The sequence below is a fragment of the Xenorhabdus santafensis genome (assembly GCF_033949405.1).
Classification (GTDB): Bacteria; Pseudomonadota; Gammaproteobacteria; order Enterobacterales; family Enterobacteriaceae; genus Xenorhabdus; species Xenorhabdus santafensis.
Genome location: NZ_VCDN01000092.1, coordinates 69647 through 75987, shown reverse-complemented (window position 1 = coordinate 75987; position 6341 = coordinate 69647). Strand labels below are relative to the sequence as shown.

Genomic DNA, 6341 nt, shown 5'->3' with positions numbered 1-6341 from the left:
TACCAACTGAGCTATTCCCGCTTACATTTCGATATGAAATATTTTGGTACGTTGTTTGGTACTTTTGAAATTCTTCTCCGGTACGGGGAGCGCATTATACGGAGAATTATTCTTCTGACAAGCCCTAATACACAAAAAAAATCGTTTTTTTCTCTGATTGATGATTAAACCAGCAAATTATCCGCTTAACCACCAATCACAGATTTTGTTATCTACCCAATGCAGTGCCCTGACTCACCTACTTTTGGATAAAATGTTCGCGGTAATACACCAGCTCCGCAATGGATTCCCGGATATCATCCAATGCCTGATGAGTATTTTTCTTGCTGAACCCCGCCAACATTTCAGGTTTCCAACGGCGCCCCAACTCTTTCAACGTACTGACATCCAAGTAGCGGTAGTGAAAATATTTTTCCAATTCGGGCATATAACGGAACAGAAAACGGCGATCTTGCCCGACACTGTTGCCGCAAATAGGTGATTTCCCCGCCGGAACCCACTGCTCAAGAAAAGCAATCGTCGCTTTTTCAGCCTCGGCATCATCGAACTGGCTCTTTTTCACACGTTCAACCAACCCGCTGGCAGTATGCGTCCGGACGTTCCAGTCATCCATCAATGCCAATTGCTCATCAGACTGATGTACCGCAATGACAGGCCCTTCCGCAAGGATATTCAACTCCGAGTCAGTAACTATGGTCGCAATTTCAATTATGCGATCACGCTCTGGATCTAACCCAGTCATTTCCAAATCTATCCAGATAAGATTGTTCTCACTTTTTGACATGATATATCCTAGTTTCCTTCAAACAGGTAGTCTGTATCCGTGATGTATCATAACGTTTTTGATTACACACAGCGATAATCAGCAAGATAGGTGAAATAAGTGAGGTTCGGTGGCTAAAAATAAACTCTCCAAAGGGCAGCAACGCCGTGTGCAAGCCAACCATCAGCGTAGGCTGAACAAGGCTGATACCCATAAACCAGAGATGGATGACAGCCAACTTGGTGAGCCACAAGAAGGGTTGGTGATCAGCCGATTCGGGCAACATGCCGATATTGAGGCCGCAGATTCTTCTATACAGCGATGCAACATCAGAAGAACCATTACCTCATTGGTGACCGGCGATCGCGTTGTATGGCGGCCCGCTCTGCAACGCCAATCTGACGTAAAAATCAACGGGATTGTAGAAGCGGTGCATGAGCGTACTTCTGTTCTTACTCGCCCTGATTATTACGATGGCATTAAGCCCATTGCATCAAATATCAACCAGATCGTGATTGTTTCCGCTATTTTGCCTGAACTCTCACTGAATATTATCGATCGCTATTTAGTCGCATGCGAAACACTTAATATCAAGCCTTTGATCGTCCTCAATAAAATCGATCTACTTGATGCCGAAAGCCGTGAATGGGTTAACAATGTGATGGATATCTATCGCGATATCGGCTATCGCGTACTGGAAGTTTCCAGCTATACCGGTGAAGGCATGCCTGAACTGACGGCAATGCTGGCAGACAAAATCAGTATTTTCGCGGGGCAATCCGGCGTTGGGAAATCAAGCCTGCTCAATGCGCTTCTGCCGGATGGTAAAGCGGATATTTTGGTCAATGTCGTCTCTGATAATTCCGGATTGGGCCAACATACCACCACAACCGCGCGCCTTTATCACTTCCCTCTGGGAGGAGATGTCATCGACTCTCCGGGTGTACGTGAATTCGGATTATGGCATTTAACGCCAGAACAAGTGACACAAGGCTTTATTGAGTTCCGCAAATACCTTGGCGGATGCAAATTCCGCGATTGCAAGCATCAAGATGATCCAGGCTGTGCTTTGAGGGAAGCGTTGGAACAAGATGCCATCGCAGAAGAGCGTTTCGAAAATTACCATCGAATTCTGGAAAGTATGTCACAAGTTAAACCGCGCAGAAATTTCACAGGCGGCGAAAAATAAGACAATAATTAACAAGACCCTGACATTAAAAATAATGGCAGGTACAATAGTAGACTTTTGTCCAATTTGCCAAGAGAAAGTCAAAGAGGTTGACGTGCTGGATAATATTAAAATCAAACTACAATATTTACTGCCAAAGCAATGTATTACAAATTTGGCAGGCTGGTTCGCCAATAAAAAAGCTGGCTGGCTGACGCAACTTGCAATAAAGGCCTTCGCTAAAGCCTATAAAGTGGATATGAATGAAGCGAAAGATCCTTCATTCACCGCTTACTCAACATTCAACGAATTTTTTGTTCGCCCCTTGAAAGAAGAGACACGCCCGATTGTTGATGGAGCGCATCAGCTGGCACTGCCGGCAGACGGGGTTGTCAGCCAGCTTGGGGCAATCCGAGAAGATCAAATTATTCAGGCCAAAGGCCATTATTACACCGTAGAAGCATTGTTGGCCGGGCAACACCAAATGGCCAAGCAATTCTGCAATGGGCAGTTCATTACTACCTACCTATCCCCAAAGGATTACCACCGTGTCCATATGCCGTGCGATGGCGTACTCAAAGAAATGATCTATGTTCCTGGTGATCTGTTTTCAGTCAATCTATTGACCGCCGCTAATGTGCCGAATCTGTTTGCACGCAATGAGCGTATCATCTGCTTATTTGATACGGCATTCGGCCCAATGGTACAAATTCTGGTTGGTGCAACCATTGTAGGCAGCATTGAAACCGTTTGGAGTGGCTGTGTGACTCCTCCGCGTGAAGGCATCATCAAACGCTGGACTTATCCGTCAGAAGGTCAGGAAGGGGCTGTTTCCCTCAAGAAAGGGGAAGAAATGGGTCTTTTCAAACTCGGCTCAACAGTAATTAACCTGTTTGCTTCCAATCAGATTAATTTCGCCAATAATTTATACAGCGGTTCACAAACCCGAATGGGTGGCTTAATGGCTCAATCTGTTACCGATGAAGAAACGGCGATCAACATTGATGAAACAGTGAATGAATAAAGACATCGTCAGCTAATTTTAGACTTAAGGAGCCCCTTATTGTGCGTCTGATTATCAGTGTTCTCCTCTGCCTGTTACTGACAACTCCGGCTTTTGCTGTTCTGCCACCGTTGAGTGGAAATCAGCTAAAGCAAGAATTGAAGCAAACCGATGGCAGTAAGCAGTCAGAATACTCTGAAGTCGCGCAGATACTTCAAGGGGCAGCCAATTTGGCTAACGATGCCAAGGCATCTAATGAGCGCACCCAAAAATACCAACAGGCCATTGATGAATTCCCATCCATCATTAAAGACCTGCGACAAAAAATCATTGCCGAAAGCGAGACTGTTTCTTCCGTTCCTGCCAATCAATCTATCAGCAAGCTAGAACAGCAAATTAAACAAACCAGCAATGAATTACAGGAAAAGGGGCAGCAATTACAGGATGAACAGGATCAGATCCGGAAAATCAGTGACTCCATGAATTCATTGCCTCAACAGCAAGTTGAGGTAAAACGTCTGCTGACTGAAGCAATAGCCCGCCTCCAAACGCTGGGAACGCCCACTACCACGCTGGCCGAAGCACAATTGACGCTCACTCAGGCGGAAGTCAATGCCCGCAAAGCGATGGCCGCGGAATTGGAAATGGCGCAGCTCTCTGCCAGTAATCGACTGGAAATTGCACGCATACGCGCTGGGCTATTAAAAAAAATCTATCAACGACTGGATCAAAAACTTCAACAATTAAACAACCAGTTAAATGACCAACGCCAGCAAAAAACGGAATCTGCACTTGAACGTACTGAAATGCTGGCAGAACAAAGCGGTGAAAAACTTCCCCACTTTTTTGAAGATGAACTGCAAAAAAATCGCCAATTATCACAAACGCTCAGCAAGCAAGCGACACGCATGGATGCCATTGGCTCACAACAGCGTAAAGTCGCTGCTGATATCCAGCAAATTACCCAGACACTGAATATCATCCGTGAACAGGCCCAATGGTTAAACGATTCCAGCACTTTTGGTGAAACGTTAAGGGCGCAAATCCCCCCAATTCCTGACACACCCAAATTTCGGCAGCTTGATAAAAACATTGCGGAAGTTCAGATTGAAAGGCTGAAGTATGAAAATATGCTGGAACAGCAGGAGATTGAGCCCAGTGCGCCTGCTTACAGCACGCTGACACCTGTGCAAAAGCAAGTTTATGATTCCTTTATTCGAACCCGGAAAGAACTGCTAAACTCTCTGCTTTCAGGATATGACAACGAAACACTGGCCCTGACAAAGCTGAAGGTTGCAACGCACCAGTTGCGCGACCTACTGGCAGAAGTACAAGATGCGTCACATCGTTATCTGTTCTGGCTGGCAGATGTTGATACCATCCCATTGAATTATCCGTTATTGGTCGTGCAAAATCTGACACGCCTGCTGTCCCTGGATACATTCTCACAACTGGGAGCCGCGATCCACGGCATGCTAACCACGCAAAATACCCTGCTCTACTTGCTGGGAACTCTGCTAATTGTGGTGTTTAGCATTAGCTCGCGCCGCCAGTACCATGCTTATCTTGAACGTTCCAGCAATCGCATTGGAAAAGTGACTCAAGACCATTTTGCCCTGACCTTGCGTACTGTTTTTTGGTCTATCATTGTTGCCCTGCCTGTGCCTATGCTCTGGTCTGCCATTGGCAATGGATTGCAAAATGCCTGGCAATATCCCATTGCCAACGCCATCGGCAATGGGGTGCAAGAAACAACTCCCGTTCTATGGGTCTTTATGCTAAGTGCTGCATTTACCCATCCCAACGGTTTATTTATCGCCCACTTTCGTTGGCCAGAAGAGCGTATAAAACGGGCAATGCGCTTTTATCGCCTGTCCATTTTCCTGATAGTGCCTCTCATGATGGCATTGATCACCTTCAAGCATTACAACGACCAGGAGTTCATGTCCACCCTTGGCAGGCTGTGTTTCGTGATGCTCTGTATTTCCCTGAGTCTGGTGACCAATAGCTTAAAGCGTGCAGGTATTCCGCTTTATATGAACAAGCACGGTTCAGGTGAAAATATCATCAACTCTGTTTTATGGTGGATACTGCTGTCTGCACCGATCTTAGCCGCATTTGCTTCGTGTCTCGGTTATCTGCAAACATCGCAGGCCTTGTTGGCACGCCTGGAAACCTCTGTTGCCATCTGGTTTTTCCTGCTGGTCATCTATCATATTATCCGTCGATGGATGCTGATCCAGCGGCGCAAAATCGCCTTTGAACGCGCCAAGCAACGCCGGGCAGATATTCTGGCACAACGCGCCAAGAGTGAAGAAGATACCACCAGTATCAATAGCAGTGTCGAAGGCGCAATTGAGATTGAGGAACCCGTTATTGATTTGGATGCAATGAGTGCCCAATCGCTAGGGTTGATTCGTTCTATCCTGACAATGATAGCGCTGGTTTCGCTTATCCTGCTGTGGTCTGAATTGCATTCAGCCTTCTCTTTCCTTGAGGGCATTTCACTTTGGAATGTCAGCACAACGACTAACGGCATCAATAGCATTCAATCCATCACGATTGGGGCGGTGTTAATCGCTATTCTGGTCATCATCATTACCACACAACTTGTCCGCAACCTGCCAGCATTACTGGAGCTCGCTTTACTGCAACATCTGGAGCTGGGGCCGGGTACAGGTTATGCCATTACGACACTGACTAAATACGGTATCACCCTGATTGGCAGTCTGGTTGGTTTCTCCCTGATCGGCTTTGAATGGTCGAAATTCCAATGGTTGTTTGCTGCAATGGGGCTTGGTCTTGGCTTTGGTTTACAAGAGATCTTCTCCAATATTATTTCCGGCTTAATAATCTTGTTTGAAAAACCAATCCGGATCGGTGATACCGTGACTATCCGTGGCTTAACCGGCAGCATCATGAAGATCAACACACGGGCAACCACACTGTCTGATTGGGACAAAAAAGAGATAGTTGTTCCCAACAAAATCTTTATTACAGAACAATTCATCAACTGGTCGCTGTCCGATACCATTACCCGTATCGTCTTGACTGTCCCTGTGCCAGTAGGTACAGATTCAGCCTATGTAACGGACATATTAATGTCCGCGGCCAGAAATTCGCCCTTGATACTCGATAACCCGATGCCGGAAGTCTATTTGGTCGATTTACAACAAGGTATTCAAATTTATGAGCTGCGTGCCTATGCGGCCGAAATGGGGCATCGTATGCCAGCACGTCACGAAATTCATCAACATATTTTGCAGGAATTCAGCAAACATGATATCACCTTGCCATTCCCGCCATTTCAGGCACGTGTTGATATTTTCGGGCAGGAGATCCGCAGCTCTACCGCGAACTACCAGGGCCGCAATCCACCACGAAAACCAGGAGAACTCTAAACTCCC

Annotated in this window: 4 protein-coding genes; 3 read left to right on the top strand and 1 reads right to left on the bottom strand. The window is 46.3% G+C overall.

Annotated features, from left to right (window positions below):
• Window positions 1-238 precede the first annotated feature (238 nt).
• Window positions 239-784 (bottom strand): oligoribonuclease, encoded by a 546-nt coding sequence (gene orn, locus FE392_RS17340; RefSeq protein ID WP_319931445.1) that lies wholly within the window; start codon window positions 782-784, stop codon window positions 239-241.
• A 109-nt stretch (window positions 785-893) separates the two neighbouring features.
• On the opposite strand from orn, the gene rsgA reads away from it, so the two are divergent.
• From rsgA to mscM, 3 genes are all read left to right on the top strand, one after another.
• Entirely contained in the window at window positions 894-1952 is a 1059-nt protein-coding gene (gene rsgA / locus FE392_RS17335; RefSeq protein WP_319931444.1) for a small ribosomal subunit biogenesis GTPase RsgA, read from the top strand.
• Between the two features lie 94 nt (window positions 1953-2046).
• Window positions 2047-2955, top strand: coding sequence for an archaetidylserine decarboxylase (gene asd, locus FE392_RS17330; protein WP_319931443.1), 909 nt, complete (start codon window positions 2047-2049; stop codon window positions 2953-2955).
• A 41-nt stretch (window positions 2956-2996) separates the two neighbouring features.
• Window positions 2997-6335: a miniconductance mechanosensitive channel MscM gene (mscM, locus tag FE392_RS17325; RefSeq protein WP_319931442.1), complete on the top strand. Its 3339-nt coding sequence runs from the start codon at window positions 2997-2999 to the stop codon at window positions 6333-6335.
• Window positions 6336-6341 lie beyond the last annotated feature (6 nt).

Excerpts from the sequence above, each read along its gene's own strand:
- orn (WP_319931445.1), bottom strand. The coding sequence starts at position 784 with ATGTCAAAAAGTGAGAACAATCTTATCTGGATAGATTTGGAAATGACT.